General features: G+C 38.3%; 23 protein-coding genes. 18 read left to right on the top strand and 5 right to left on the bottom strand.

What is annotated here, in order from left to right; all coding sequences use genetic code 11:
• Positions 1-24 precede the first annotated feature (24 nt).
• The gene (locus ASE01S_RS00845) at positions 25-1,257 is read left to right on the top strand and encodes a dihydrolipoamide acetyltransferase family protein (protein ID WP_067836743.1); all 1,233 of its coding nucleotides are present in this window, start codon (positions 25-27) and stop codon (positions 1,255-1,257) included.
• A 492-nt stretch (positions 1,258-1,749) separates the two neighbouring features.
• On the top strand, positions 1,750-3,786 hold the full coding sequence (locus tag ASE01S_RS00840; RefSeq protein WP_067836740.1) for a methyl-accepting chemotaxis protein: 2,037 nt from the start codon (positions 1,750-1,752) through the stop codon (positions 3,784-3,786).
• 225 nt (positions 3,787-4,011) lie between these two features.
• On the opposite strand, the gene ASE01S_RS00835 is transcribed toward ASE01S_RS00840, so the two are convergent.
• Positions 4,012-4,350, bottom strand: a complete 339-nt coding sequence (locus ASE01S_RS00835; RefSeq protein ID WP_067836737.1) for a DUF5634 family protein — start codon at positions 4,348-4,350, stop codon at positions 4,012-4,014.
• 126 nt (positions 4,351-4,476) lie between these two features.
• On the opposite strand from ASE01S_RS00835, the gene ASE01S_RS00830 reads away from it, so the two are divergent.
• Complete coding sequence (locus ASE01S_RS00830; protein WP_067836733.1) at positions 4,477-5,424, top strand: aromatic acid exporter family protein; 948 nt, start codon at positions 4,477-4,479, stop codon at positions 5,422-5,424.
• Positions 5,425-5,830: 406 nt separating this feature from the next.
• Here ASE01S_RS00830 and ASE01S_RS15680 read toward each other — a convergent pair whose 3' ends face one another.
• Positions 5,831-5,980, bottom strand: coding sequence for a DUF4044 domain-containing protein (locus tag ASE01S_RS15680; protein WP_157065117.1), 150 nt, complete (start codon positions 5,978-5,980; stop codon positions 5,831-5,833).
• A gap of 156 nt (positions 5,981-6,136) precedes the next feature.
• On the opposite strand from ASE01S_RS15680, the gene ASE01S_RS00825 reads away from it, so the two are divergent.
• Entirely contained in the window at positions 6,137-7,255 is a 1,119-nt protein-coding gene (locus ASE01S_RS00825) for a M20/M25/M40 family metallo-hydrolase (RefSeq protein WP_067836729.1), read from the top strand.
• 286 nt (positions 7,256-7,541) lie between these two features.
• Positions 7,542-8,798 (top strand): DNA polymerase IV, encoded by a 1,257-nt coding sequence (locus ASE01S_RS00820; RefSeq protein ID WP_067836725.1) that lies wholly within the window; start codon positions 7,542-7,544, stop codon positions 8,796-8,798.
• A gap of 20 nt (positions 8,799-8,818) precedes the next feature.
• Here ASE01S_RS00820 and rnz read toward each other — a convergent pair whose 3' ends face one another.
• The 3 genes from rnz to ASE01S_RS00805 are packed head-to-tail and all read right to left on the bottom strand — an operon-like array spanning position 8,819 to position 11,515.
• Positions 8,819-9,742, bottom strand: a complete 924-nt coding sequence (rnz, locus tag ASE01S_RS00815; RefSeq protein WP_067836722.1) for a ribonuclease Z — start codon at positions 9,740-9,742, stop codon at positions 8,819-8,821.
• The gene (gene namA, locus ASE01S_RS00810; RefSeq protein ID WP_067836719.1) at positions 9,739-10,761 is read right to left on the bottom strand and encodes an NADPH dehydrogenase NamA; all 1,023 of its coding nucleotides are present in this window, start codon (positions 10,759-10,761) and stop codon (positions 9,739-9,741) included. Before namA ends, rnz begins: the two co-directional genes overlap by 4 nt.
• Positions 10,751-11,515, bottom strand: coding sequence for a glycerophosphodiester phosphodiesterase (locus tag ASE01S_RS00805; RefSeq protein ID WP_067836715.1), 765 nt, complete (start codon positions 11,513-11,515; stop codon positions 10,751-10,753). The genes namA and ASE01S_RS00805 overlap by 11 nt, the downstream gene beginning before the upstream one ends.
• A gap of 102 nt (positions 11,516-11,617) precedes the next feature.
• Between ASE01S_RS00805 and ASE01S_RS00800 the strand changes: the two genes are divergently transcribed.
• From ASE01S_RS00800 to ASE01S_RS00740, 13 genes are all read left to right on the top strand, one after another.
• Positions 11,618-12,409: an SDR family NAD(P)-dependent oxidoreductase gene (locus tag ASE01S_RS00800; protein ID WP_067836711.1), complete on the top strand. Its 792-nt coding sequence runs from the start codon at positions 11,618-11,620 to the stop codon at positions 12,407-12,409.
• Between the two features lie 56 nt (positions 12,410-12,465).
• Positions 12,466-12,807 (top strand): iron-sulfur cluster biosynthesis family protein, encoded by a 342-nt coding sequence (locus ASE01S_RS00795; RefSeq protein WP_067836706.1) that lies wholly within the window; start codon positions 12,466-12,468, stop codon positions 12,805-12,807.
• A 65-nt stretch (positions 12,808-12,872) separates the two neighbouring features.
• Positions 12,873-13,415, top strand: a complete 543-nt coding sequence (locus tag ASE01S_RS00790) for an NUDIX domain-containing protein (protein ID WP_067836703.1) — start codon at positions 12,873-12,875, stop codon at positions 13,413-13,415.
• Between the two features lie 15 nt (positions 13,416-13,430).
• Positions 13,431-14,600 carry an endonuclease Q family protein gene (locus ASE01S_RS00785; protein WP_067836699.1) on the top strand — a complete coding sequence of 390 codons (1,170 nt, stop codon included), beginning with the start codon at positions 13,431-13,433 and terminating at the stop codon, positions 14,598-14,600.
• 124 nt (positions 14,601-14,724) lie between these two features.
• The gene (spoIIM, locus tag ASE01S_RS00780) at positions 14,725-15,366 is read left to right on the top strand and encodes a stage II sporulation protein M (protein ID WP_067836696.1); all 642 of its coding nucleotides are present in this window, start codon (positions 14,725-14,727) and stop codon (positions 15,364-15,366) included.
• A gap of 104 nt (positions 15,367-15,470) precedes the next feature.
• Positions 15,471-15,923 carry a ferric iron uptake transcriptional regulator gene (fur, locus tag ASE01S_RS00775; protein ID WP_067836693.1) on the top strand — a complete coding sequence of 151 codons (453 nt, stop codon included), beginning with the start codon at positions 15,471-15,473 and terminating at the stop codon, positions 15,921-15,923.
• A gap of 151 nt (positions 15,924-16,074) precedes the next feature.
• Positions 16,075-16,275, top strand: coding sequence for a hypothetical protein (locus tag ASE01S_RS00770; RefSeq protein WP_067836690.1), 201 nt, complete (start codon positions 16,075-16,077; stop codon positions 16,273-16,275).
• A gap of 2 nt (positions 16,276-16,277) precedes the next feature.
• The gene (xerD, locus tag ASE01S_RS00765; RefSeq protein ID WP_067836686.1) at positions 16,278-17,165 is read left to right on the top strand and encodes a site-specific tyrosine recombinase XerD; all 888 of its coding nucleotides are present in this window, start codon (positions 16,278-16,280) and stop codon (positions 17,163-17,165) included.
• A gap of 870 nt (positions 17,166-18,035) precedes the next feature.
• Positions 18,036-19,202: a D-alanyl-D-alanine carboxypeptidase family protein gene (locus tag ASE01S_RS00760; RefSeq protein WP_174520226.1), complete on the top strand. Its 1,167-nt coding sequence runs from the start codon at positions 18,036-18,038 to the stop codon at positions 19,200-19,202.
• Between the two features lie 127 nt (positions 19,203-19,329).
• Positions 19,330-19,683, top strand: a complete 354-nt coding sequence (spoIIAA, locus tag ASE01S_RS00755; RefSeq protein WP_067836680.1) for an anti-sigma F factor antagonist — start codon at positions 19,330-19,332, stop codon at positions 19,681-19,683.
• Positions 19,680-20,120: an anti-sigma F factor gene (spoIIAB, locus tag ASE01S_RS00750; RefSeq protein WP_067836676.1), complete on the top strand. Its 441-nt coding sequence runs from the start codon at positions 19,680-19,682 to the stop codon at positions 20,118-20,120. Before spoIIAA ends, spoIIAB begins: the two co-directional genes overlap by 4 nt.
• A gap of 15 nt (positions 20,121-20,135) precedes the next feature.
• On the top strand, positions 20,136-20,885 hold the full coding sequence (sigF, locus tag ASE01S_RS00745; protein WP_067836672.1) for an RNA polymerase sporulation sigma factor SigF: 750 nt from the start codon (positions 20,136-20,138) through the stop codon (positions 20,883-20,885).
• 409 nt (positions 20,886-21,294) lie between these two features.
• Entirely contained in the window at positions 21,295-22,695 is a 1,401-nt protein-coding gene (locus tag ASE01S_RS00740) for a spore germination protein (RefSeq protein ID WP_067837485.1), read from the top strand.
• Positions 22,696-22,938: the final 243 nt, after the last annotated feature.

The following is a 22,938-nucleotide window of genomic DNA, read 5'->3' as shown; positions in this document are numbered from 1 at the left end:
GGCTCGAATGGAGGAAGTGAATTTATGAATGTGAAGACAATAACGATGCCACAACTTGGAGAAAGTGTGACAGAAGGTACAATAAGTCAGTGGCTTGTTACCAAAGGAGAGCAAGTGGAAAAGTATCAACCATTAGTCGAGGTAATGACAGATAAGGTTAATGCAGAGGTACCAGCTTCATTCTCTGGTAAAATCGTTGAATTATTAATTAATGAAGGAGAAACTGTAAAAGTAGGAACTGAAATATGTAAGGTCGAACTCGAAAATGAAACGATCGACGATATAAAAACTGAACCAGGTCATCAGACTGAACTAGCAGCAGCAGAAGATCAGTTAGCTGAAAACCATTCGATGAGACAGCGATACTCACCAGCTGTTTTAGCGTTAGCTAGTCAGCATCAAATCGACTTAGCACAAATTCAGGGGACAGGTCGTGGGGGAAGAATTACCCGTAAAGATATTCAAAAGCTGATTGAACAAGGTATGGAAGAGAATGGAGCGGAAACGGTTAAGCCAAAGCCAACCATTCAATCATCTCAGCTATTAGAAAGCTTACCTGGTGATCGGGAAATTCCTGTGACTGGGATTAGAAAAGCTATTGCAACTAATATGGTCAGAGCTACTTCAGAGATACCTCACGCTTGGATGATGATTGAAGTTGATGTGACAAATTTAGTTAAGTATCGAAATGATGAAAAGAATCGTTTCAGGGAAACGGAAGGTTATAATCTTTCTTACTTTGCCTTCTTCTTAAATGCAGTAGCTAAAGCATTGAAGAAGTTTCCTGAATTAAATAGTTCTTGGGCGGGGAATAAAATCATTCAGCACAAGGATATTAATCTATCGATTGCCATCGGAAGTGAAAAGGAGCTATATGTTCCGGTTATCCGAAATGTTGATGAAAAAAGTATCAAAGGAATCGCTAAAGACATACATGTGCTAGCGCAAAAAGCTCGAAATGGTACATTAACACATCAAGATATGGAAGGCGGCACATTCACGGTTAATAACACTGGCACATTTGGTTCGGTTCAATCAATGGGGGTCATTAATTATCCGCAAGCGGCTATTTTGCAAGTCGAATCCATCGTTAAACGCCCGGTTATCATTAACGATATGTTTGCTGCGCGTGATATGGTGAATTTATGTTTATCATTAGATCATCGTATTCTGGATGGTGTTATATGTGGTCGATTTATGTCACATGTTAAAGAGATTCTTGAAAACATATCAGGTGAGACAACCCCGATATATTAATCTAAGCTTGCTTTCCATTCAGCAGACGTTTCCTAATGCCATTTGTATTCGATTCAGTGAGGGTACGACCTCCGGCTGAATTAAATCTGGGCGCAAATATGGCAAGGCATATTTGCTTAAAGCTGCTTTAATGATTTAATAAAAATCATCAAGCAGCTTTTTTACTGTCTAGGAAATGATAAATTGTTCGGAAGTGGATAACATGTAGGCAACCAGTTTAGCGACGTCCAGTTTCGAGCGCCAAAAACTAGGCGACTTCACGAATCGCCTTACGATAAGTCATCATCTCAGTTGATTCGATCCAGTCGCTACGTTTTTAAGCGGGCGCTCTGCGCTTTTGTTCTTTATAAGTGAATAAATTGTTAACAAATGATTAGTTCTTAATGCCTGAAAAAGTTATATATCCAATGTTTTCGTAAATTGTTAACATAATCAACTCTAAAATATAGTATAATTGTGTTTGTTTTCACAAAGAAGCCGAGAGGTGGTTGAATGGATTTTAATACAAAGAAAAAGATGACAACACAAGGAATTAGGGGGAAACTTATACTAGCTTTTAGTCTTATTGCGCTATTACCTGTTTTTATTGTTGGGGTAATCGTTTATAAACAAGCTGTTCAGGCATTAGCTGATGAAGTGGGATTTAAGGTACAGGACTTTGCACAGGTTCAGATGCAAAAGTTAGACCGTATGATCTACGAACGTTCACGAGAGATCCAATTGCTAGCAGAGTCAGAGGAAATAACAGTTTTGATTAATCAACAAACTGATAACACCTTTTTAATCAAACAATTACAAAAATATGATTATTTTGAAGCTATAAATCTAATGGCTCCAGATGGCACACCCTTAGCCCAAACCCACAGATCATTTTTGCCAAAGGCCAATTTAAATTCAAGAATGTGGCAGATGGCTATTGAATCGGGACAAGCAATTTCCGAGATTACTTATGAGCCAGCTCTTGAGGAGTTTGTCATTATGTTTTACCTACCGGTTTATCAGGACGTGGAATTAGTCGGTATGCTAGAGGCTGCGTTTAATGCTGAATACATATGGAAAGATATTAATGCAATTGTATCGGATCATAGTATTGTTGAATTAGTGACGAAAGATGGAACGAAAATAGCTGATACCGTTACATCAGCTAGTGTAGATGTAGCAGAGATAGATGCAGAATTTGATGAAGATTCATCTGTCTTTCAAGTGATTAATCAAGCAAGTACTGGAGAGTCAGGTGTTATTCAATCGGTAATGAGCACAGGTGAGGACGCAATTGTTGGTTTTGCGACAAGCTCCGGCTATGAGAACTACAATGGGAATGATTGGGTTTTGCTAGTTAGTGAGCCAACTCAAATAGCCTTAAAATCAATCAGTCAATTACGTGAGATTGTTCTAATTACAGCAGTTATCGTTTTGGTTGGTGTTATTCTCGTCTCTTTCTTTATTGCTAATAGTATTGCTAAGCCACTCTTGTACTTGCGAAATAAAGCTCTGGCCGTAGCTAATGGTCATTTAAATGAACAAGTAGTGATTAAAAAAGGGGGTAGGGAAATTACTCAACTAACAGATGCCATGAATACGATGATTCATGACCTCAATGAGTCGCTTAAACAAACTGAAAAGACTTCAGCTGATGTCAATAAGCAGAGTGAGCTCTTAAGTAAAGCTAGCTTGGAGCTACAATCTGGAAGTGAGCAATTAACATCGAGTATGCAGGAAATTGCCGCAGGAGCAGAGAGCCAAGCTACTCTTTCAAGCCAAATTGCCAAAGCGAGTCATAGCTTAGATGAGGATATACATTCTGTCAGAAATCAATCGAATGCCTTACAAGATAAAGCCAATGGGGTTGCTGATTTGGCAAAAAACGGTGTCACTCAAATGACACGGTCACTTGATCAGATGAAGCAAGTCAATGATGATGTTAGCCGTGCAGTCGGTAAGATTCAAGATCTTGAGGAACGAACTTACGATATTGGTCAACTGACAGAGGTTATCAATGCCATAACCGAACAAACTAATTTGCTAGCCTTGAATGCTGCAATTGAATCTGCTAGAGCGGGAGAGGCTGGAAAAGGGTTCACTGTAGTTGCTAATGAAATTCGAAAGTTAGCAGATCAGGTCAGTCGATCGGCAATTGATATAGCAGCTGTTATTGATAAAATTCAATCTGATGCGAAAGATTTAGGCTTTTCATTAAATCAAACAGCAGATCAATCCGTACGAGGGGTTAATGAGTTTGAAACCGCAACTTCATTCTTTGATCAAATTAATGAAGCCATGCAAATGATGTACAGTACGATTGAACAAGTTAACCAGTCAATTCAAGGGATTGAGAAAAATAGTCAACAGATGTATAGTAGTATGAATCAGATCGCTGCTATCTCTGAAGAAAGCTCGGTGGGGATTGAAGAAACAGCAGCTTCTATCCAACAGCAAAAGGAGATTGTCGATCATTTACGCGAGCAATCCGACCATTTGTATTTATTATCAGATCAATTAAATCAGCTTGTAAGTAGGTTTCAACTTTAGGCTAAACGAGTATATTGAGTTAAGTAGCTAATAATACGACTAACGTCATTAAGCAGAAGTCTCCCATGAGATGAATACCTATTTGTATTGCACTCAGTATGGACAAACCCGGCTGAATAAAGTTAAAGCCTCGGCCGGATACCATAGATTTTCAGAGCAAATGTATCGAGCTTTGCTCGATAACATCTGAGCACAACTACGTCTGGGCGCATTGATTACTTGAGGTTACGATAAGCTTTGTTCGTCCATAATTTCAATTGCCTGAATTGATAAGAGGGCTTCTAATAGCGTATCGTAGCCTCTTTTTTGAATCGAATTACTGCTAATCCATCTACATGTCCAAATTGGTGTAAATGGCAATAGCCTTTCTTGATCTAGATGTAAGTAACGCAAATAAACATGGAACTCTTCCTTATCTTTCCTGATTCGATAGCCGAGGTTTAAAATATCGTGGTGTATGGTTTTTTCATACAAATCAACATGCTCAAATGAATATTGTGCTTCAATTTGTTTTTGTGTATCTTTAAATTGTTGTAATAGATCTTTGTAGTGAATATAATCCATTAGATTATCCTCCTATAAATGTTAATATTAGTAGGATAATCCAAAATTTCACGAACTATACATAAAAAGCATATTTCAATGCTTAATCTGTAATGCATCCAATTAAATGGAAAGGAATGATCAGAGATGAAGATTGGCTACCGTACGTTAAAGACAGCACTAGCCGCACCGATCGCTGTTTTTATTGCACAGTTATTACAACTTGAGCACTATGGATCAGCAGGTATTATAGCCGTACTATGTATACAACCGACTAGAAAGCAATCCTTCCTTACTGCCTGGCATCGGATTGCAGCAGGACTATTATCCATTGTCTTTGCTTACTTTATCTTTGAATTTATTGGATATTCGCCATTTACAATCGCTCTTTTGCTTATACTGTTTATTCCAATCACAAATTTATTAAAAATTGCCCCAGGAATAGTGACGAGCTTAGTCATTTTATTTCATTTTTATGGCGATCGAATGGTCAGTTGGGAATTAATCATAAATGAAGTCGCCATTATGTTGATTGGCATTGGCTCAGCCTTGATCTTTAATTTATATATGCCTAGCTTGGATGCCAAATTAACTAAGATTAAAAGTGAGATTGAAAGGCTTTATCAGGCCTCATTCAGGAACTTTGCAGCCTATTTACGTGGTGAGGAAAGTACACTTCCTTATCAAATGGTAAATGCGATTAGCGAACATCTGGAGGAAGCGAATCAGTTAGTCCGGCGCAATATTGAGAATACCTTTAGTCGAAATGCTCAGCGTCAGCAGGCATACTTCTCGATGAGAGGTGTGCAGCTTGAGACGCTAAACCGCATGGTGGATATGATTAAACCACTAGAGGTCTCACTGGACCAGTCGAGACGCATCGCTAGTTTATTTGAAGATTTAGCTGACGCAATTTATCCAGATAATGCTGCTCAGTATTATATTGACCAAATCGCTCAATTAAGAGAAACATTTGAACACGACCCATTACCTTTGACAAGACAAGAATTTGAAATAAGAGCTCGTCTATTTCATATTCTATTTGAAATAGAACACTATTTAATTATTAAGAACCAAACTGTTACGGAATTTTAGCGATTTTAACCAAACTTATCACATATCAAATACCTTGGTATCTATTTGCGCTAAGATGTTATCGAGCGAAAATTTGTGGTATCCACCAGAGGTTTTAACTTGTTCAGCCAAGGGGTTTGAACCTTAACAGAATGGAATAGAAAATAAGCATTCATGTTACCACTTATAGAGGTGAGAGATTTCTGCTGAATAAAGTTAAAATTCTCCAGGAAACATTAGCTTCCGTGAAAATTAACAAGTAAGGCTTAAAGGCATGAGATCTATAGTTAGGATATTTTTTTCCATAATGAAAAACGGGCTATGGCCATATACAGCCAATTGCCCGTTTTCCAAATTGAAATGGTACAAAGTGTGATCAATCTATCCACTGTATCTATAGATAATCCCTCAGCTCTAGTCCTTTAAATTAAAGGATATATACAAGTCCAGACGTGATGACAGAACCAATCATTATAATAATCATGAGGTAAATGAAAAATTTATAACGACGTTCCCGTTTTGAGGGTTTACGTGGTTGGTTCATTGTTTTTTTCTTTTTTGTTTTTGACTTAGCCATAAAAATACCTCCTTCAACAGGTGATTCCATTTATATTTTAACGTTTGGCCATTTAACTTACAAGTGATTTATTATCAGGTAAATGTTAGATTGACAAATCGCTTCATTTTGCGCTAACGTTATATTATTAAAAATTAGACAAAGTGGGGACAAAAAATGATCAATCAAGAACGTTTATTAAATGAATTCCTAAGGTTAGTTCAAATTGATTCAGAAACAGGGGACGAACGTCAGATAGCTGATACGTTAAAGGAAACGTTTGAACATCTCGGTTTAGAAGTCGTTGAAGACAACTCCCAATCACGGACAGGACATGGAGCCGGTAATCTTGTTTGTACGTTAAAAGGTGATCCCGCGATTAAGTCACTGTATTTCACATCACATATGGACACGGTTGTTCCTGGGCAAGGTATTAAGCCAATTGTTTCAAATGGTTATGTTAAGACAGATGGAACGACAATACTTGGAGCTGATGATAAAGCCGGAATAGCAGCAATGATTGAAGCGATTCATGTGATCCAAGCAGAAAAGATCAAGCATGGTGATCTTCAATTTATTATTACTGTTGGAGAGGAATCTAGTTTAGTCGGTGCTAAAGCACTTGACCATAACTTGGTAACTGCTGAATTAGGCTATGCGTTAGATAGTGATGGAAAAGTAGGAGACATCGTAGTTGCAGCACCAACTCAAGTGCGCTTCTTTGCACGAGTAAAAGGTAAAACAGCTCATGCCGGTGTTGCCCCTGAAAAAGGAGTATCAGCCATTACGATTGCATCAAAGGCTATTTCTAACATGCCTTTAGGTCGAATTGATCAAGAGACGACAGCGAATATCGGTCGCTTCGAAGGTGGTCAAAAGACGAATATAGTTTGTGACTATGTTGAAGTATTGGCTGAGGCCCGTTCTTTAGATCGAGAAAAATTAGATCGACAAATTCATGCTATGAAAGCAGCTTTCCAACAGGCAGCTGACCAGTTAGGTGGAGAAGTAGAAATTGAAGCAACCGAAATGTATCCCGGCTATCGTCAACAAGCTGGTGATCAAGTTGTTGAAATTGCTAAAACAGCTGTTAAAGAAATTGGTAGAGAAAGTAACTTACGCCAAAGTGGCGGTGGAAGTGATGCTAATGTTATTTCAAGTTATGGCATTCCGACTGTAAACTTAGCGGTAGGATATGAAAATATTCATACAACAAATGAGCAAATGCCAATATCTGAATTAATTAAGATAACTGAACTTGTCATTGCTATCACCAAGCAAATGGAAAAGCAATAATTGACAGGTTATCGAAAAGGTAAATAGTTCGTAGCTTTAGCTCCTTATCTCAACAAGCCAAGTTAAAGACTATAAGACTTAGTGAAGTTACCGAGTCTGAGGAATGATGTTGACATCCCAAACATGAGTGGCATTACTTGATTGCTCTATGCTATGAACAAATCATACTGTTCAATTTCGTGCAAAGATACTTTCATTATACCGGTCTCCTTTCTACCGTCATCCAGGTGATTATAAATTATGTTATAATGGTAAAGAACAAACGTTCTGAAAAGGAAGCGATGTTATGTCAAAGTGGTATCCTAAAAATGGTCGTGTTATTTTTCATTTAGACATGAACAGTTTTTATGCCTCGGTTGAAGCAGCATACAATCCTGCTTTAAAGGGGAAGCCCCTAGCTATTGCCGGTAATCCTGAGGAGCGTCGTGGTATCATTGTGACGAGTAGCTATGAAGCACGTAAGTATGGTGTACGCACGACAATGCCGGTCTGGCAGGCTCGTCGACTTTGTCCTGAGTTAATTATCATTAGACCTAATTTCGAACGCTATCGCCATGCTTCGAAGGAAATGTTTAAAATGATGGCTGAGATTACCCCCTATGTTCAACCTGTATCAATCGATGAAGGGTATATGGACATTAGTGAATGCCAAGCACTAGGTTCACCACTAGAAATAGCCGAAGCCTTACAAAGTCGAATTAAAAGCGAACTAGATTTACCTTGTAGCATAGGAATTGCACCGAATAAATTTCTTGCTAAGATGGCTTCAGATATGAAGAAGCCAATGGGCATAACTGTATTAAGAAAAAGGGATTTGCCAGAGAAGCTTTGGCCACTACCGATAGAAGATATGTACGGAGTAGGTGCAAAAACTGCTGAAAAGCTACGCAAGCTAGATATTTGCACAATTGGTGATTTAGTAAAAACAGATACCTTTCAGCTAAAACATACTCTCGGTGTGAATGGTGAAAGATTGCAGAAAAGGGCAAGTGGAGAGGATCAAAGCCCAGTTGATCCAAACGCGATTTATGATTTTAAAAGTATAGGGAATTCAGAAACTTTACCAGAAGATACTGTTGATGATAGTAAAATCACTCAACTACTCCGCAAACTATCACGAAAAGTAGCGAATAGATTAGAGCGAAAAGAAGTCGTCTGTCAAACCATTCAATTGATGATTCGCTATCACAATCGAAAGACCATTACCCGTAGTGTAACGAAAGCACAATATATAAGTGAGGAAGCAGATATCTTTTGGGTTGCGAATGATTTATTTGAACAGCATTGGACAGGTGAACCTATTCGTTTGCTAGGTGTAACCGCACAAGGCTTAGTCGAGAAAACCGCTATAGCTGAGCAACTTGACTTGTTTCATTATCAGGACCAAGTAGAGAATGAAGCGATTCAAGGTGTTATTGATCAGTTAACTGATAAATATGGCAAGAATCCTTTTAAATCTACAAAGCAAAAGCGCGATGATATTCAACCGGGTACAAGCTTCCAAAAGGATTTCTTAGATGATTTCCGTAATAGTAATGAATAAGCAAAGATTAGCTCAATCGTCTAATCTTTGCTTATTGCAATTTCACTGAAATCTGAGGCAATAACTGTATTTTGAAAAATGGTTCGAGCTTCGTTTACAATCGTTTCCAGTTCTTTCCCCTGATAACGAGCAGATATATGTGTTAAAACGAGCTGCTTAACTTTTGCACGCTTCGCTAAATTGGCTGCTTGCACACTTGTGCTGTGGAAATATTGATAAGCCAATTCTTCATCAGAGCCTTTGAAGGTTGCTTCGTGTACGAGCAGATCACTATTTTCAATGAAACGATCTAAATTTTCTAAGTATCTTGTATCACCTAAAATAGATAGCTTTCTACCTGGCTTATTCGGTCCAATAAAGTCGGCCCGTTGAATTTGTTGGCCGTTCGGTAGGGTCGTATGAGGGTTCTGTTTAATTTGTTGATAAATTGGCCCAGGCTCAATCCCAATCCCTCTAAGCTTTTCGACTCGAAGCTCACCCAATTGGTCTTTTTCATTAATGATAAAACCAAATGAATGGATACCATGATCAAGTTGCTTTACTTGAACAGTAAATGAATTAAAATCTAAAGTCATCTCTTCCTCTAATTCAACAAACTCGATCGGATAAGTAAGGTTTGTCTGGCTTATCTGTAGGCTGATTTCGATAAAGGCTTGGATACCCTTTGGTCCATATAGCGTAACAGGTGTTAACCCGGCTTGGAACGAACGACTACTTAATAAACCCGGTAAGCCATAAATATGATCGCCATGTAAGTGTGTAATAAAAATCTTTTCAATTTTTCTTGGTTTGATATTGGTCCGTAGAATTTGGTGCTGGGTTGCCTCACCACAGTCAAAAAGCCAAATTGAACCCTGTTCCTGAAGTAGGTCTAGTGCAATCGCACTGACATTCCTAGTTTTAGAAGGTAAGCCTGCTCCAGTACCTAAAAAGGTTAACTTCATCTATTCCATCCTCTACGATAGGGCTTTGGTGCCTCTAATTGATAATTTAATTCTTGCGCCGCTCGACGTGGCCAATATGGATCACGTAGCAACTCGCGAGCTAAGAAAATTAGATCAGCGCGTTCATTTTGAAGAATTTCTTCAGCATGAAGAGGAGAAGTGATCAAGCCGACTGTGCCTGTTGGAATATTTACAGCCTGCTTAATTTGCTCTGCATGTCGAATTTGGTAACCAGGGTAGACATTAATGTGTGCTTGGATCACGCCCCCTGTACTGACATCAATTAAATCTACCCCTTGGGCTTTCATTTGTTGACTAAAATAGATAAAATCATCGATTTGATTCCCTTTTTCATTATACTCATCTGCTGAGATACGAACGAATAGAGGACCATTCCACACGGTTTTTATTGCTGAAATAATTTCACTAAGAAAGCGGTAGCGATTTTCTTTATTCCCGCCGTATTCATCTGTACGATGGTTGGATAACGGAGAGAGAAATTGATTGATTAAGTAACCATGAGCAGCATGGATCTCAATAATATCAAATTGAGCCTGAACTGCCCGACGCGCAGCATCCTTAAATGCTTCAATTGTTGTACTAATATCAGCTTTACTCATTTCAATTGGCTTTTGATCGCTTTCGTTCATAGCTATAGCTGAAGGTGCCATACTTGGAGCATTTGTCTCAGCCTTGCGTCCAGCATGTCCAAGTTGAATGGCGCTTGTAGCACCATGGGCATGGATGCGCTTATTTAGGTTTAATAACCCAAAAATTTGTTCATCCTGCCAGATACCTAGATCCTGCATCGAGATTCGTCCTTCAGGTTGAACAGCGGTTGCCTCAATCATGATCAAACCAGTTTGACCAACTGCACGTGATTCATAATGTGTCAGATGAAAAGGTGTTACTTGGCCATCTTCTTTTACTACGGAATACATACACATGGGTGCCATCACAATCCGATTTTTTAAAGTAACAGATTTAAACGCGATTGGTTCAAATAATTTAACAGTCATTGGAATCATCCTCCATTATAGCTTCTTTATATGTCCAGCATTTTTGGATAGCTAGATCCGGTCGATCCGTAATTATCATATCACATCCAAGCTTAAAACACCTTCTTAAATGATCAGCGCGGTTGACAGTATAGCTTCCTATATAAAACCCTTTTTCATGTAATTTTTTAACAACATTATTATTTAGGGCTTTATACTTCAGGTGTAATCCATCGGCATTGACTTGGGTTAATTTCTTCTCTAGAGGATAGGGGATCGTGGATCGTAACCATGCCGTAAGGAGCTGTTGGTTGATCTCTTTTATCTTTGCTATCGATTGAGCGTTAAAACTTGACAGGACAACACGATTTACCATATTAAAGCGGTTAATATGCTGGCAAACGATCGTCTCAATCCCGTCATAATGTCCTTTATTTGTTTTTAGCTCAATATTAAGAATCAAATGTTTATCACTCGCCCATTCTAGAAAATCAGCTAAGGTTAATAGTCTTTCCTGATGATAGCGTGGATGATACCAAGAACCTATATCAAGATGTTTAAGCTCTGCATAAGTATAGGATCTTACAGGGCCTTTATAGACTGTAACTCGATCAATGACGTCATCATGTATCATCACAGGAATATCATCTTTTGTTAGATGCACATCAGTTTCAATTCCATGTGCCCCTTGTTGATAGGCTAACTGAAAGGCTGCTAACGTGTTTTCTGGCGCATAAAAGCTTGCACCTCTATGTGCCAATATTTTTGTCGACATAAGGATTCCTCCTTTACCAAACAGCTAAAGTAAGTTGTATTTGCAGTCTTGAACAAATCGTAGCATAATATAAGGTAAATATACAGGTAAACGAGGGAGATTATGCGTGATTTTTCGAATAAAGTTATTGTAATAACGGGCGCAACAAGTGGAATTGGACTGAAATTAACCAATAAGCTTGCAAGTATGAAAGCAAGGCTTATTCTCGTAGGCCGTTCAGAACAAAAGCTGTTGAAATTACAGGAAGATCTTAGGAAGCAATTCCAAGTTAACAGCGATTATTATAGGATTGATTTACTCGATCGCACCAAGTGGCAGACGACCTTGGCACAAATAATCAACCATTATGATCGAATCGATGCAGTGATCAATAACGCCGGTTTTGGAGTCTTTGACTATGCCGTAGCTACTGATCCTATTGTGACGGAACAAATGTTTCAGCTTAATGTACTCGCTCTTATAGAGGCAACAAGACAATTTATCCCAGTCTTTCAAGCTCAGAATTTTGGTCACCTTATTAATATTGCCTCTTTTGCAGGAAAACTTGCAACGCCTAAGTCAGCTGTATACAGTGCGACAAAACATGCAGTCTTAGGTTATACCAATGCAGTGAGGTTAGAAATTGAACAAAAAAATATTTATGTTACGGCTGTCAATTTAGGACCTGTTCGAACTGCCTTTTTCCAACAGGCAGATCCGAATGGAGATTATCAAAAGGCGATTAGTTCTTATATGCTTGATCCTGACTATGTAGCCGATCAAATTATCAGATATTTATTTAGGCGTAAGCGAGAAATTAATTTACCAAAGTGGATGGCGGTGGGTGCTAAGCTTCATCATCAATTCCCTCAATTCATAGAAAGAGTAATGCGAGGAGCATTTAATAAAAAGTAAATATCTGAAAGTGAGAGGCTTCTGTGGATGAAGTTAATTAAAAGGAGGGAGAAGTCATGAAGTTGAAGATGAATGATCAAGCTATAGCCCGATTAAAAAAGTATCTGGCAGATCCTGATTTATATTTATTGTTAATCTTCGATATGTCTGGCTGTCAATGTGGCATGAATGGAACACCAACTATTAAACTGACGCGTGATAAGTTGTTAACCGATCAAACAGTAGAGCAAGACTACTTTCGTGTTATCATTAATAAGAATGACATTGTATTTTTCGAACAAGAAATGACATTAAAGGATTTAGGCCATGGCTTTCAACTAACTAGTCCTGCTGGGATCTTAAATCCTATTATACCCAATCGTCATTTTGAACAAGGTTTATTAGCTAGAACTAAATAGGGTGTGAGTTAAATTGAATGAAGTGCGATCTATACCTATAATCAAGGAAAAAGGATGCGAAAACGATGAAAAAATATGAAGAAAAAACAATTAGTAGTGAAACGATCTTTTCAGGACATATTATTGATGTAAAAGTAGACAAGGTAGAGTTACCAAACGGAAAGACCTCAACGCGTGAGTTAGTTAAGCATCCAGGTGCCGTCGCAGTCATTGCAGTCACAGCGGATAACAAATTAGTAATGGTAGAGCAGTATCGGAAGCCATTAGAAAAAAGTCTAGTGGAGATACCTGCTGGAAAGCTAGAGGCTAATGAGCTACCTGAACATACGGCTCGAAGAGAACTGGAAGAGGAGACAGGATATACAACAGATCACCTTGAATTTGTAACCTCCTTTTATACATCACCAGGTTTTGCAGATGAACTATTATACATATACTTTACCGATCAACTTAAACCAACTCATGCCGGCTTAGCATTAGATGAAGATGAGTTTGTTGAAGTCCAGGAATATAGTTTATCAGAGCTAGAAGCATTACAGCAATCTGAGCGTATTCACGATGCCAAGACTATCTATGCGATCCAATTTTTAAAATTGAGAAATTCTTAAAAAGAAGGAAGAATGATGTTAAAACAGTATTATGGCGATTTTCATATTCATATTGGACGAGATCAATTCAATAGACCCGTAAAAATTACCGGTGCGAAGTCCTTGACATTAACAAATATTTTACAAGAAGCGAGTAGGCGAAAGGGTATCCAAATGATCGGAGTGATCGACTGCCATGCGCCTGGAGTGATAGCAGAGCTTGAGACATTGCTAGAACAGGAGCATGCTTATGAGCTTGAAGAGGGCGGCATTCAATTTGAATCTGTCACACTTATTCTTGGAACAGAGTTAGAAATATATGATGAGCATTGTCAAGGGCCTATTCATGTCCTTTGTTATCTACCTTATTTTGAAAAAATGAAGCAGTTTAGTCAATGGCTGGCAAGTTATATGACAAATATTAACCTTAGCTCGCAACGCGTTTACTTATCGAGTCATGCTCTTCAAAAAAAAGTAAAAGAACTGGATGGTTTATTTATTCCTGCTCACGTTTTTACACCATTTAAAAGCTTGTATGGAAGAGGGGTGCATCGCTCTCTTACAGAAGTATTTGATCCAGAAATGATTGATGCCATTGAATTAGGCTTAAGTGCAGATTCTACGATGGCCGATCATTTGCAGGAATTGCATCGATTTCCTTACCTGTCAAATTCAGATGCGCATTCCTTAGCCAAGCTAGGGCGGGAATACCAGCTTTTGGTTTTGGCTCGTCCAAATTTCACTGAGTTTAAACTAGCATTACTCAATCAATCAAATCGAACGATAGTGGCGAATTACGGTCTTAATCCTAAATTAGGTAAATACCATCAAACTGTATGTAAGCATTGTTTGACACCAAATCCAACGCAACAAATGTGCCAGCAATGCCAGCGAACAGGTGTGATAAAAGGAGTATCTGAACGAATAGCAGAACTGTCAGATTGTCCAGCAAAGGATCGCCCTAATCGTCCACCATATTATTACCACATCCCGCTTGAATACGTTAATGGGTTGGGTAAGAAAACCTATGATCGATTACTAGAGGCCTTTGGGACAGAGATGGCTATCATTCATCAGGTGAATGAGCAGGATCTTAGCGCCGTTGCTGGCGCTAAGATTGCTAAACAAATCATTGCTATTCGCAAAGGTGAGGTAGTGATTACACCAGGTGGGGGAGGAAAATACGGTCGAATAAAGAGACAATGACTTTTGGTTCTATTTGCTCTACGAAAATCATAGATTCCATTATAGAGGTTGTTCATAAGTTTAATTGAAGCTAATAGCTTTCGTCTTATGAAACGGACTTGATACTGTAATGGAGGCGAGCCAGATGCGGGTAAACTATCGCAGGGAATTTAGTAAGCATCTTGAAAATCATCATTTAAGCTATTTCTTTATTTTGGTGTTATTTTTGATGGGCTTAATATTCGGCGCTATTATTGTCTTAACCATGCACTTTACTCAAAAACAGGATTTGTTATTTTATTTAAATCAATACTTTGGACGTATTGAAGATTCGATGATCGGTAGTCCATTTGATTTATTAAAGATGTCGATAGTAAATCACATTCAATATTTAGCCATTTTTTTCGTTCTTGGCTTATCGATTATTGGCTTACCTGCTATTTGGATTATGGTATTCGCTAAGGGGACTTTTATAGGCTTTTCAGTTGGCTTTTTTGTTAGTCAATATGGGGCACGAGGATTTGCATTTGTTAGTGCCGCTCTACTGCCGCAGAATTTTATTATTATCCCTGTTTATTTGCTAGCAGGTACACTAGCCATGATTTGTTCACTATACCTACTTAAACGTTTAACAGGGCGAAGACTAGCGAGAATGTCATTTCAACCCATGCTGCATTATAGTAGTATATTTATTCTTCTAACTGTCTGTCTCGTGCTTGCGGCATTTGTGGAAGCCTATTTTTCTTCCTATTTAATCAGATATTTAACGAGTTCTTTCAGTTTATAATTATTTTAAACTAATTAATTCTATATATTTTTAAATTATAATAATTTTAATTGACACCTTATCACTCTCTTATTATAATTGAGAAAGTGAGGGAGGTTTCCGTTATGGAACATCGTATTGAGCGGATCAAGAAGCAACTGCATGCACAAAGCTATAAACTTACGCCGCAACGTGAAGCTACCGTTCGTGTTTTACTTGAACGTGAGGAGGATCACTTAAGTGCTGAGGATGTTTATTTATTAGTTAAAGAAAAGGCACCAGAGATTGGTTTGGCAACGGTTTACCGGACTCTAGAATTATTATCCGAATTAAAGATTGTTGATAAAATAAATTTTGGTGATGGCGTTTCCCGTTATGACTTAAGAAAAGAGGGGGCTACGCATTTCCATCATCATTTGGTCTGTATGGAGTGTGGAATAGTCGAAGAAATAGTAGAGGATTTGCTTGAAGATGTTGAAAAATTGGTTGAACGTGATTGGGGCTTTAAAGTTAAAGACCATCGCTTAACCTTTCATGGCATTTGTCGTCAATGTCAAAGCAAAAATAACGTGTCATAAAAAAGAATGGCTACTGTAAATGTAGAACGAAGCGACAGATTGTTTGTTATCAATCTGTCGTTTTTATATATAAATGATCTAGGTATATATCATTTCTGATCCGGTTATCTTGGTAGTATAGCGCTAACGATACTTGAAAGGAACTTCTACAATGTATAAACTTAAGGTAATAGTCTTAGAGGTAGGTAAATTCGTGGTAGTTATGGCGATCTCGGCTGTGATTTTTTCTTATGGCCTAACGATGATGCAATCAGAGTATCGGCAGAGACTGAGAGAATTAATACCGACAAGGGAAGCGGAGCAGGTCTATTTATCACGCTACCTTTCAATATTTAGACACTTAGGAGAGTAGAAATGAAATACGAATTGGACGATTTTTATCATTATATACAAATTGAACGTGGCTTATCTGAAAATACGCTACTCGCATATCAGAGAGACTTAACGAAATATAGCTCGTACTTAAATGAACAACAATCTATTTCAGATTGGAAGAGTGTCGAGCGAACACATATTACCCATTATCTTTATCATTTGCGAGATAGGGGGGCATCACAAGCAACAATCGCTCGAACTCTTTCATCAATTAGACTCTTTCATCAGTTTTTATTACGTGAACATGTGGTTGATCGGGACCCTAGCATACATATTGAAACACCTAAGCGTGATCAGAGATTACCTAAAGTTTTGTCGTCGGAAGATATTGATCAGCTCCTTGATATTACGGTTGATGATCCCCTCTCGTCCCGTAATCAAGCTATGCTCGAAACCATGTATGCGACAGGATTGCGTGTATCTGAGCTTGTTCAACTAACCCTTAATGATTTACATTTAATGATGGGATTTGTACGTTGCTTTGGTAAGGGTGGAAAAGAAAGAATCGTCCCGTTGGGTGATATGGCGAAACAATCAATTGAATTATACCTAGAATATGGGCGTCCTCATTTGGTCAAAACTAAAGCCACTGAACAGCTTTTCGTCAATCATCACGGCAATCCATTGACTAGACAAGGATTCTGGAAGGTATTAAAGGGAATGGCTCGAGATAAAGGGATTCAAAAGCATCTCTCTCCCCACACATTAAGACATTCATTTGCAACCCATCTATTAGAAAATGGGGCCGATCTAAGAGCTGTACAGGAAATGCTGGGACATGCAGATATTTCTACAACTCAAATTTATACGCATGTATCTAAAAAAAGATTAAAAGATATTTACAGTCAGCATCATCCTCGTGCCTAAGCATATAAGCTGGTTTTCAGTTCATGATGTCTGAATTAAAACGGCAAAATACTTAATAATTTTATCGCAGTGCAACTCGCTGGGGCGCTACTCGCCCCAGCGAAGGGCTTTTATAAGACTTTCACTTCAAGAAAAAAGGGAACACGTCATGTCTAAGTGGAGACCCAACAGCCAGTATCGGCCCGATTGGTTCAACTAACGTTAAGGGGGGATGGAAAAGACCCCCACTGAACGAAGTTTCACTTTATCAAACCTTTACGAATTGCTAATATAATATAACGATTAACATTCCTAGTGACTTTCCCTTTGATATTTCGGATTGAATGCCTTGACATGATATGAAGTCGCTAGGGATTAATTTTGTTTAGAAATATGACTTAATCGTACATATCAAGAGATCAGCGATTTGAGATTCATAGCATATTTTTAGACGATTTTGATATTGCATTAGGCTCGTTTTCCTTCACTGGAAAGCGGGCCTATTTTGCTTATATTCTCTATTTTGGTTGAAGATGGATCTAAGTCAGAGCTTTTCCTGATTTTATCGCAGTGTAACTGGCTGGTGCTGCGATTACTCGCCCCATCGAAGGGCTTTTGTAAGACTCCCCCTTCAAGAAATAAGGGAACCCGTCATGTCTAAGTGGGAGATCCAGCAGCCAGTAACGGCCCGATTCGTTCAACTAACGTTCAGTGGGGGAGAGAGGAAGCTGACTATGTTCGCATCGTCGTGTCACAACGTCTGCACGAGCACATCCTATGCGTCGAAACCTCCACTGAATGAAGTTTCACTTTATTCTAATGCTTTTGTTATAAGATTTGTTATTTTTGGAAAAACTAAAGTTAATTATGTTTAGGAGGCTTGAAACGATGATGAAAAAGCTTATTGTACTATTATTTACTGTCCTGATGGTCAGTACACCTCTTCAATTATTAGCAGAAGAAAATAATAATAAAGTGTTAGATTTAAACGCAAAAAGCGTTATCTTAATTGAGAGAAATACAGGTGAAATTCTATATGAAGAAAATAGTGATCAGCAATTACCACCTGCAAGTATGACTAAGATGATGACCATGCTATTAATCGCGGAAGCACTTGATCATGGCAAGATAAGCTTAACGGAAACAGTACGAGTTAGTGAACATGCGGCCTCAATGGGTGGCTCACAAATTTTTTTAGAGCCAAATGAAGAAATGACTGTAGAAGAATTGCTAAAAGCTGTAGCGATTGGTTCAGCGAATGACGCAAGTGTTGCTTTAGCAGAACATATTGCTGGAAGTGAGCAAGCTTTTATTACAATGATGAATGAGAAGGCAACTGAACTAGGGTTGGAGCAAACCATGTTTAAAAATACAACGGGGCTACCAGAACAAGATCACTATTCATCTGCTTATGATATGGCTATGATTGCTCGAGCCTTGTTAAAATATGATTTTATAACAGACTATACCTCCATTTATGAGGATTATTTACGGAAAGACTCTGATAACGAGTTTTGGCTTGTAAATACCAACCGTCTAATAAAATTCTATCCAGGTGTAGATGGCTTAAAAACCGGCTTCACTCAAGAAGCTAAATACTGCTTAACAGCAACTGCACTAAAAAATGATATGCGTTTAATTGCAGTAGTAATGGGAGCAGACACCCCAAAAGAACGAAATGCTTCGATTACCAAGCTATTAGATTTTGGCTTCTCCCAGTTTAGCCATCATTTGTTACATGAGGGACACGAACAGGTGACTGAAATGGATATTATTAAGGGAAATAAATCTACTGTTCCATTGATCACTCAGGATGCGGTATCGATATTGACCAAAAAAGGTGAAAACCTTGAACAATTGGAGACTGAAATCATCTTAAAGGAAAATGTTGTAGCACCTATCGAGGCTGGTGAGGTGCTTGGCAGCTTAAAGGTTTACTTAGATGGAGAAATAGTAAATGAAGTAGATTTGATTACAGAAGAATCTGTTGACCGAGCTAGCTTTTTGAAATTAATTAAAGATTCGACGAAACAACTTCTAGAGATCGGGAAACCTTAGGCGAAATACCACTAGTTTTTTCTACTTTTGTCGAGGAGAAGGGATCTGACTTGCTAATCTAGAAAACCAAAGGAGAAACTTATTCTATTAAGATTAGAACAAAGTGAAATCAAAGGGAGGAATAGCTATGGCTCTGCAAAAGCAATTTACCATGAAAGAGAATGTCCTATTAGTTCGTCTAAGTGGGGAACTTGATCATCATGAGGCCAATGATTTAAAAGTACTTTGGCAAACACAACTTCAACAAAAGCGTGCCCATCATATTATTCTAAATTTAGAAGAGCTCACATTTATGGATAGTTCCGGTTTAGGGGTGATTTTGGGACGTTATAAGGAAATCCAACAAGTCGGTGGTGAGATGGTCATATGTGCTATCTCACCAACGGTTAAACGATTATTTGATTTATCAGGCTTATTTAAAATTATGCGTTTGGAACGAAGTGAATTAGAAGCACTAACCTATTTGGGGGTGGCATCATGAACAATCATATGCGTGTTTCTTTTAAAAGCAAAAGTGAAAATGAATCTTTTGCTAGAGTAGTTATCGCTTCATTTTTGGCTCCTTTAGATCCAACAGTTGATGAGCTAACGGAAATTAAAACCGTTGTATCAGAAGCGGTCACCAATGCTATTATACATGGCTATGAACAATCCGATCAATTTGATGTTTATTTATCGTGTGAAATCAATGAACAAACAGTGACGATTATAATTGAGGATTTAGGTATTGGTATTGAAAATATTGATGAGGCCATTCAACCACTTTATACATCGAAGCCTGAATTAGAGCGTTCAGGTATGGGATTTACGATTATGGAGAACTTTATGGATAAAGTATCAGTTGAATCGGCATTAGGTCAAGGTACTAAGGTTGTGCTTGAGAAGACCTTTCATCCATCACGCACTTACTGTCAGTAGGAAAGGATGAATCAGATGTCTTTAGATCAAGCAAAGAAACAAAGACAATTAACCGATCAAGAAGTTAAGAAATACATTGAATTAAGTCAAGCCGGTGACCAAGCAGCAAAAGATATTTTAGTAGAACGAAATGTGAGATTAGTCTGGTCAGTAGTCCAACGTTTTTTAAATCGTGGTTATGATCAAGAAGATTTATTTCAAATTGGATGCATCGGTTTAATTAAATCAATCGATAAATTTGATTTGAGCTATCAAGTTAAATTTTCTACGTATGCTGTACCTATGATTATTGGAGAGATTCAACGTTTTATTCGTGATGATGGCTCGATAAAAGTCAGCAGATCATTGAAGGAGCTCGGTCATAAGATTAGGCGAAAAAAGGAGAGTCTGGCTAAAACCTTTGGACGATCGCCTACAGTGTCAGAGCTTGCCTGTGCATTAGATATTAGTCCAGAAGAGGTCATCCACGCTGAAGAAGCTGTTAAGGTTCCGCATTCTATACATGAAACTGTCTATGAGAATGAAGGTGACCCGATTACTTTACTTGATCAATTGGCTGAGGATGAAGCGGATTGGTTTGATAAATTGTTGCTAGAGCAAATCATCAAAAGACTTGAACCTAGAGAACAGTTAATTGTTTATTTACGCTATTATCAGGACCAAACCCAATCCGAAGTAGCGAGTCGGCTTGGGATATCTCAGGTTCAGGTATCACGCTTGGAAAAAAAGATCCTTCTTCATATGAAAGAACAGATTAGTCTGTAAAAAGAGGTACGAACAATGACGTACCTCTTTTATCGCAGTGTAACTGTCTGGGGCTGCGATTACTCGCCCCATCGAAGGGCTTTTGTAAGCCCCCTACTTCAAGAAATAAGGAAACACGTCATGCCTAAGTGGGAGATCCAACAGCCAGTAACGACCCGATTGGTTTAACTAACGTTCAGTGGGGGAGAGTGGAAGCTGACTAAGTTCGCGACGTCGTGTCACAACGTCTTGAACCCCCCACTGAGCGAAGTTCAATTAATGATTTGATCCTTACCCGTTTTATCGGGGCGCATAGAACTGTCTAAATGATTCATACTAAGTCAGACTACTAGATAGGGATGTGTTTAGCTTGATCAAACGAAGAGAACAGTCGTTTAAATTAGGACAAATCAATCAGGTAGAAGCATATATGAAAGAAAAAGTTGGGGTCGGTAAATCTTTTGATCTCGGTTTCCGTGAAATTATATTGCGTAAACAACGCGTTCATGTTTATTATACAACGGGTCTTTGTGATGCCTCTATAGTTGTTGAATTATTAAAAGTGCTTGTTGCCATTAATGATAATGAACCTGAGGACAAAGAACTGCCGGCAATTATTCATAATAGGTTAGTTCATCAGCAGGTAGAGAAAACGAAGGATATTGAAACGGCCGTCACTCAACTATTATCAGGATTAATCATCCTATTTATTGACGGGTATAATGAAGCCTTTATTGTAGATGTACGTCATTACCCAGGAAGAAATCCAGAGGAGCCTGATACTGAAAGGGTTGTCCGTGGATCAAGGGATGGCTATACGGAGAATATTATTGAGAATACAGGCTTAACCCGAAGAAGGGTTCGTGATCCTCGACTTAGAAATGAGATTGTTCAAGTAGGGAAAAGATCTAAAGCAGATGTATGTATATCCTATATACAAGATATTGCAGATGCCAAATTAATTGAATTGATCAAAGAAGAGTTGAAAAATGTTAAATCTGATGGACTCTCGATGGCCGAAAAAACATTGGACGAGTTTATCGTTCATCAAGGTTTTAATCCATTTCCTTTAGTCCGTTATACAGAACGTCCAGATGTAGCTGCTAACCATTTGTTTGAAGGACATGTCCTGGTAATGGTTGATACATCACCGAGTATTATTATAACACCGACTACTTATTTTCATCATGTTCAACATGCTGAGGAATATCGACAATCCCCGACAGTAGGTTCCTTTATACGATGGGTAAGATTCTTAGGAATTATATTGTCGATTTTCCTACTGCCAATATGGTATTTATTGTCACTTCATCCTGAATTACTGCCTGAGACAATCGACTTTATTGGACCTAAAGATCAAGGGAATATTCCTTTATTTTTACAAATTTTATTAGCAGATATCGGAATTGAGTTTCTTAGAATGGCGGCTATTCATACCCCAACTCCTTTATCAACAGCAATGGGGTTAATCGCAGCGGTATTAATTGGTGAAATTGCTGTTGATGTAGGGATGTTTACACCGGAGGTTATTTTGTATGTAGCGATTGCAGCGATAGGGTCTTACTCAACCCCTAGCTATGAATTAAGTGTAGCTAATAAAATCGTTCGGGTTATTCTTATTATTATGACAGCCATATTCGGGTTACCTGGCTTTATGATTGGTTCAACTTTATTTGTCTTAGTTTTGGTAAGAACCAATTCACTTAATACTCCTTACCTGTGGCCATTGATTCCGTTCAATTTCAAGGCACTATTACAGGTTCTGATTCGTTATAGTGTGCCTTCATCTGAGACACGACCAAGTATTATTCATCCGAAGCAAAAGCTGTAATATTGAGTGAAGTGAGTTGAATAGTCTAGATGATTGTGGTAAATTAGTTTTATTCTCGACCAAGAATGAATCAATATAAGTAGCTTTATCAGATCGGGAAGGCATTTTGGAAAAAGCGGGGAGCTACAAATTGATTAATCATATGATAATACATCAAGCTTTTACTGATCATCTCCTTCACTTTAAGGAGAGGCTTGGGATGATTATACACAAATAAAGTAGTTTGATAAACAGATTGGTGTC

Origin of the sequence: Amphibacillus sediminis NBRC 103570, assembly GCF_001552275.1 — a bacterium.
GTDB classification, from domain to species: Bacteria; Bacillota; Bacilli; order Bacillales; family Amphibacillaceae; genus Amphibacillus_B; species Amphibacillus_B sediminis.
This window is presented reverse-complemented; position numbering and strand designations above follow the sequence as displayed.

Excerpts from the sequence above, each read along its gene's own strand:
- ASE01S_RS00845 (WP_067836743.1), top strand. The coding sequence starts at position 25 with ATGAATGTGAAGACAATAACGATGCCACAACTTGGAGAAAGTGTGACA.
- ASE01S_RS00840 (WP_067836740.1), top strand. The coding sequence starts at position 1,750 with ATGGATTTTAATACAAAGAAAAAGATGACAACACAAGGAATTAGGGGG.
- ASE01S_RS00835 (WP_067836737.1), bottom strand. The coding sequence starts at position 4,350 with ATGGATTATATTCACTACAAAGATCTATTACAACAATTTAAAGATACA.
- ASE01S_RS00830 (WP_067836733.1), top strand. The coding sequence starts at position 4,477 with ATGAAGATTGGCTACCGTACGTTAAAGACAGCACTAGCCGCACCGATC.
- ASE01S_RS15680 (WP_157065117.1), bottom strand. The coding sequence starts at position 5,980 with ATGGCTAAGTCAAAAACAAAAAAGAAAAAAACAATGAACCAACCACGT.
- ASE01S_RS00825 (WP_067836729.1), top strand. The coding sequence starts at position 6,137 with ATGATCAATCAAGAACGTTTATTAAATGAATTCCTAAGGTTAGTTCAA.
- ASE01S_RS00820 (WP_067836725.1), top strand. The coding sequence starts at position 7,542 with ATGTCAAAGTGGTATCCTAAAAATGGTCGTGTTATTTTTCATTTAGAC.
- rnz (WP_067836722.1), bottom strand. The coding sequence starts at position 9,742 with ATGAAGTTAACCTTTTTAGGTACTGGAGCAGGCTTACCTTCTAAAACT.
- namA (WP_067836719.1), bottom strand. The coding sequence starts at position 10,761 with ATGACTGTTAAATTATTTGAACCAATCGCGTTTAAATCTGTTACTTTA.
- ASE01S_RS00805 (WP_067836715.1), bottom strand. The coding sequence starts at position 11,515 with ATGTCGACAAAAATATTGGCACATAGAGGTGCAAGCTTTTATGCGCCA.
- ASE01S_RS00800 (WP_067836711.1), top strand. The coding sequence starts at position 11,618 with ATGCGTGATTTTTCGAATAAAGTTATTGTAATAACGGGCGCAACAAGT.
- ASE01S_RS00795 (WP_067836706.1), top strand. The coding sequence starts at position 12,466 with ATGAAGTTGAAGATGAATGATCAAGCTATAGCCCGATTAAAAAAGTAT.
- ASE01S_RS00790 (WP_067836703.1), top strand. The coding sequence starts at position 12,873 with ATGAAAAAATATGAAGAAAAAACAATTAGTAGTGAAACGATCTTTTCA.
- ASE01S_RS00785 (WP_067836699.1), top strand. The coding sequence starts at position 13,431 with ATGTTAAAACAGTATTATGGCGATTTTCATATTCATATTGGACGAGAT.
- spoIIM (WP_067836696.1), top strand. The coding sequence starts at position 14,725 with ATGCGGGTAAACTATCGCAGGGAATTTAGTAAGCATCTTGAAAATCAT.
- fur (WP_067836693.1), top strand. The coding sequence starts at position 15,471 with ATGGAACATCGTATTGAGCGGATCAAGAAGCAACTGCATGCACAAAGC.
- ASE01S_RS00770 (WP_067836690.1), top strand. The coding sequence starts at position 16,075 with ATGTATAAACTTAAGGTAATAGTCTTAGAGGTAGGTAAATTCGTGGTA.
- xerD (WP_067836686.1), top strand. The coding sequence starts at position 16,278 with ATGAAATACGAATTGGACGATTTTTATCATTATATACAAATTGAACGT.
- ASE01S_RS00760 (WP_174520226.1), top strand. The coding sequence starts at position 18,036 with ATGAAAAAGCTTATTGTACTATTATTTACTGTCCTGATGGTCAGTACA.
- spoIIAA (WP_067836680.1), top strand. The coding sequence starts at position 19,330 with ATGGCTCTGCAAAAGCAATTTACCATGAAAGAGAATGTCCTATTAGTT.
- spoIIAB (WP_067836676.1), top strand. The coding sequence starts at position 19,680 with ATGAACAATCATATGCGTGTTTCTTTTAAAAGCAAAAGTGAAAATGAA.
- sigF (WP_067836672.1), top strand. The coding sequence starts at position 20,136 with ATGTCTTTAGATCAAGCAAAGAAACAAAGACAATTAACCGATCAAGAA.
- ASE01S_RS00740 (WP_067837485.1), top strand. The coding sequence starts at position 21,295 with ATGAAAGAAAAAGTTGGGGTCGGTAAATCTTTTGATCTCGGTTTCCGT.